This window comes from Tabrizicola sp., from assembly GCF_036781545.1.
Lineage (GTDB): Bacteria > Pseudomonadota > Alphaproteobacteria > Rhodobacterales > Rhodobacteraceae > Tabrizicola.
Map to the genome: position 1 here is coordinate 1 of NZ_DAIQAT010000242.1, position 3,651 is coordinate 3,651.

At 66.7% G+C, this 3,651-nt stretch carries 2 protein-coding genes and 2 pseudogenes; all 4 read left to right on the forward strand.

All coding sequences use genetic code 11. The annotated features are described in order from the left end of the window. A pseudogene (locus V7Q39_RS20000) lies at positions 1-840 on the forward strand (glycoside hydrolase 43 family protein); the annotation flags it as partial. Positions 841-913: 73 nt separating this feature from the next. Further along, positions 914-1,570: a GntR family transcriptional regulator gene (locus V7Q39_RS20005; protein ID WP_333818372.1), complete on the forward strand. Its 657-nt coding sequence runs from the start codon at positions 914-916 to the stop codon at positions 1,568-1,570. A 191-nt stretch (positions 1,571-1,761) separates the two neighbouring features. Continuing rightward, positions 1,762-3,156, forward strand: coding sequence for an aspartate aminotransferase family protein (locus V7Q39_RS20010; RefSeq protein ID WP_333818373.1), 1,395 nt, complete (start codon positions 1,762-1,764; stop codon positions 3,154-3,156). A 212-nt stretch (positions 3,157-3,368) separates the two neighbouring features. Then, positions 3,369-3,651 (forward strand): annotated as a pseudogene (locus tag V7Q39_RS20015) (biotin/lipoyl-binding protein); the annotation flags it as partial.

A 3,651-nucleotide genomic window follows, 5' to 3' on the forward strand; every position in this document is an offset into this window, starting at 1 on the left:
CAGCGGATGGGGCACGGGCAATATGTCGAGGGCCATGACGGGCGGCACTGGCATTCCTTCCTCTGCGGGCGGCCACAGCGGGGACCGCGCGGCCCCTTCTGCGCGACGGGGCGCGAGACGGGGTTGGCCGAGGTCGTCTGGCGCGACGATTGGCTTTGGCTGAAGGACGGGGGTGTGCTGCCGCCGATGACCATCGACCTTCCGGCGGAGCGTGAGGTGCCGGATGTGGTGGAGCATGATTTCACCGGGGCCGAATTGCCGATGGAGTTCCAGTGGCTGCGCACGCCTTATCCTGAGCGCCTCTTCACCCTGACCGGCAGCGCCCTGCGGCTGATCGGGCGCGAAAGCCTCGGGTCCTGGTTCGAGCAGTCGCTGGTGGCCCGGCGGCAGGACGAACCGGCCTACGAGGCCGAGTGCGACATCCTCGCCGACCCGCCCAACTGGCAGCGCGCAGCGGGGCTGATCACCTGGTACAACCGGCACAAGTTCCATGCCGCGCTGGTGACGCGGGAAGGCGGTGCGCGGGTGGTGACGCTGGTCTCCTGCCTCGGCGACTGGCAGGGCGAGGCGCTGACTTTCCACGGGCGCTTTCCGGTGCCGGACGGCAAGGTGACACTGGGGGTGACGGTCGACCGGGCGGTGCAGCGGTTCAGCGTGAACGGGGTGGCGGTCGGGCCGGAACTGGACGCGTCCATCGTCTCCGACGAAGGCGGGCGCGGCGAGCACGCAAGCTTCACCGGCGCCTTCGTCGGCGTCGTCGCGCATGACCTGACCGGGCAGGGCTGGACCGCGGATGTGACCCGGTTCCGCTATACGCCCAAAGCGGCCCTCCGGACCTGATTCAGCGATTTTGATCAACTCTTGATTGCCGGGGATATGCCGTCATAAAGGGGCGAAGCGGAAAGGGGCCCCGATGGACGCTGACAGCCGGAAGATTCCCAGTCACGAGGTCACCTACGCGCGGCTGCGCGACATGATCCTCTTCGGGCATCTGGCGCCGGGGGCTCCGGTCACGATCCAGGGGCTGATCGGCGATCTGGGCGCGGGCATGACCCCGGTGCGCGAGGCGATCCGGCGGTTGACGGCGGAGGGTGCGCTTCTGCCGCAGGGCAACCGGCGCGTGGCGGTGCCGGAGCTTACGGCGGAGATGCTGGAGCAGGTCGCCTTCGCCCGGCTGGCCATCGAGCCGAAGCTGGCGGAGCTGGCCGGGCCGAAGCTGACACCGGCGCAGATCGACCGGCTGGAGGCCATCGACGGCGCGGTGAACCGGGCCATCGCGGCGGGCAAGCTGCCCGACTATCTGGCGGCGAACCACGCCTTCCACTTCGCCCTCTACGAGGCGGCCGAGGCCCCCGTGCTGCTGGATCTGGCGCGGTCGCTGTGGCTGCGGGCGGGGCCCAGCCTTCGGGCGGTGATCGATCGCTATGGCCGCGATGTCGCGCCCGACCTGCACCGCGAGGCGATTGCCGCGATGCGGGCGGGGGATGTGGGCGCGCTGGCCAGCGCAATCCGGCGCGACATCGAGCAGGGCCTCGACCATGTGCGGCAGGCGCTGGCCGAGGGTCATTGATCTTCTTGCCTCCGGTGGGAGTATTTCTGCCAAGAGGAAAGACCTTGTTCCTCTTGGCAGAAATACTCGCCTTTCCCGTGCCGATGCAGGATGCCGGAATTTGATCAAATTCCTTGAACGCTGCCGCGTTTGATCATATCCTGCCGGAAAGACGGGGCATCAGGGCCCTGCCGATTCCGCGAGGGTTCCCCATGAACATGATCACCAACCACATGCCGACCGCCGAGCTGCAGCGCCTTGATGCGGCGCATCACTTCCATCCCTTTACCGACAAGGCGGCGCTTGCGGCCAAGGGCGCTCGGGTGATCACCCGGGGCGAGGGGGTCTGGCTGACCGACAGCGAGGGCAACCGGATCATCGACGGGATGGCGGGCCTGTGGTGCGTGAACATCGGCTATGGCCGCAAGGAACTGGCCCAGGCCGCCGCGCGGCAGATGGAAGAACTGGCCTATTACAACACCTTCTTCCAGACCACCCATGTCCCTGCCATCGCGCTGGCAGCCGAGATCGCGAAGCTCGCGCCGGGCGATCTGAACCACGTCTTCTTCGCCGGCTCGGGGTCCGAGGCGAACGACACCAACATCCGTCTGGTGCGGCGGTACTGGGACGTGATGGGCAAGCCCTGGCGGCGGACGATCATCGCGCGGTGGAACGGGTATCACGGCTCGACCATGGGCGGGGGCAGCCTGGGCGGGATGAAGCCGATCCACGCGCATGGCGGCAAGATCGACGGGATCGAGCATATCGACCAGCCCTACTGGTGGGGCGAGGGCGGGGACATGTCGGAGGACGCGTTCGGCTTGGCGCGCGCGCAGGAGCTGGAGCAGAAGATCCTGCAGGTCGGGCCGGATAACGTGGCGGCCTTCATCGGCGAGCCGGTGCAGGGGGCAGGGGGCGTGATCATCCCGCCCAAGACCTACTGGCCGGAAATCCAGCGGATCTGCGACAAATACGGCATCCTCCTGATCGCCGACGAGGTGATCACCGGCTTCGGGCGGACCGGCAACTGGTTCGGGTCCGAGACCTTCGGGATCAAGCCGCATATCATGACCATCGCCAAGGGCCTGTCCTCGGGCTATGCGCCGATCGGCGGGTCGATCGTCTGCGACGAGGTGGCGAATGTGGTCGGCGGCGGGGGTGAATTTTTCCATGGCTACACCTACAGCGGCCATCCGGTCGCCTGTGCGGTCGCGCTGGAGAACCTGCGGATCATGCAGGACGAGAAGGTGGTCGAGCATGTCCACGACGTGGCGCATCCCTATCTGAAGGAACGCTGGGAGAAGCTGACGGATCACCCGATGGTGGGCGAGGCGAAGCTTGTCGGGCTGATGGGGTCGATTGCCCTCACCCCGAACAAGGCGAAGCGGGCGGCCTTTGCCAGCGAGGCGGGGACGGTGGGCTTCAAGATGCGGGAGCGGTGCTTCGCCAACAACCTGATCATGCGGCATGTGGGGGACCGGATGATCATCGCCCCGCCGCTGGTGATCACCCCGGCCGAGATCGACGTGCTGATCGAGCGGGCGAAAAAGTCGTTGGACGAGGCCTACAAGATCGTCAAGGACGAGGGGCTCTGGGTCGAGGCCTGATCCTCTGCCCGCGCGCGGGCACTTCAGCGGGGCTTGAGAAATCAAGGGCTTGGCTGCGGGCGTTCAGAAAGCTTTAACATATGCTGGGCGGCGCGTCGGGGGTATCCGGCGCGCCGTTTTCGCTGTGGCGGTCCGACTGCGGCATTTTAGATTATATATTGCATAGCTATTAAGTTTTAAATATGTAAAGGTCAGTCAAGGAGGCTGACCGCATGACCCGTTCCTTCGTCCTGTCGCAGGCTCTCGCGCTGATCGGCTTCGTTGCGCTGCCCGCCCTCGCCGAGCCCGTCACCCTTGCGCCGGTGGCGGTCACGGAATGGAAGGCGGTCTACGGCACGGTCGAGGCGAAGGACCGCATCCCGGCGCGGGCGCGGATCGGGGGGGTGCTGGTCGCGCTGTCCGTGGCCGAGGGCGACGAGGTTCAGGCAGGGCAGGAACTGGCGCGGATCGTCGATGACAAGCTGGACTTCCAGCTTGCGGCGCTGGCCGCACAGA

Bases quoted from the DNA above. Each gene is read 5' to 3' on its own strand.
- V7Q39_RS20005 (WP_333818372.1), top strand. From the start codon at position 914: ATGGACGCTGACAGCCGGAAGATTCCCAGTCACGAGGTCACCTACGCG.
- V7Q39_RS20010 (WP_333818373.1), top strand. From the start codon at position 1,762: ATGAACATGATCACCAACCACATGCCGACCGCCGAGCTGCAGCGCCTT.